1 protein-coding gene is annotated in these 836 nt (G+C 43.1%); it reads left to right on the top strand.

Annotation, left to right across the window (positions count from 1 at the left end):
- Window positions 1–836 (top strand): ankyrin repeat domain-containing protein (locus tag J7438_RS26210; RefSeq protein WP_209278965.1); only part of this gene is annotated, 836 nt, incomplete at both ends.

Below are 836 nucleotides of genomic sequence, written 5' to 3'. Positions count from 1 at the left end.
TCCTGCCCCGACTGATAGTAAAACTGCGGTTGACTCTCGTAAAAAGTCATTCAATGAAGGCCCGGATACTGACCCGGCACCACGGGAACTGTCAACAATTGAGTCACCCGCTATCAGCGAAAACAGAACTGCTCTGGCTGATTCTGCTGCTGAGGAGGACAGCATAGTATTACCGCAGGAATATCCGTCCCCAGGGGAAGCCAAAGACGTTGATGAGCTTGGGAAAACAAAGCTGCACCGTGCGGCTGAGAAGGGTGACTTTTCGGAAGTGTATTCTCTAAGCTTTAAAGAGAATATCAACCAAACTGACAACAGTGGAAGAACAGCGCTGCATTATGTTGCTGAGAAGGGCCACTTAAGTTGTGTGATATCTCTTATTGAAGCTAATAACAACCAAACTCACAACAGTGGGATAGATAATAAGAACCAAACTGACAAAAGTGGGAAAACAGCGCTGCATTATGCTGCTGAGAATGGCCATAAAAAATGTCTGGAACATCTAATCTCTGAAGTGAATATGAACCAAACTGACGACAGTGGGAAAACAGCGCTGCATTATGTTGCTGAGAAGGGCTTCAAATCATGTCTGAAAGAACTATTCTCTAAAGATAATATCAACCAAACTGACAAGAGTGGAAAAACACCGCTACATTACCCAATTTTATACAAGCATGAGGAATTTCTGGAAAAATTATGTAAGAAGTACGTTAAGCATTTCTCGCCCGAAAATATCAGTCATGCCCTGCGATTAGCCATCGATAAAGATTATTACAACAAAGATACTACAGAGTTACTGGTCAATAGGATACGCCTGGAAGATCAGGACGAAACTGACG

Source organism: Thalassotalea sp. G20_0, assembly GCF_017744175.1.
Lineage (GTDB): Bacteria > Pseudomonadota > Gammaproteobacteria > Pseudomonadales > Endozoicomonadaceae > Endozoicomonas.
This window is presented reverse-complemented; position numbering and strand designations above follow the sequence as displayed.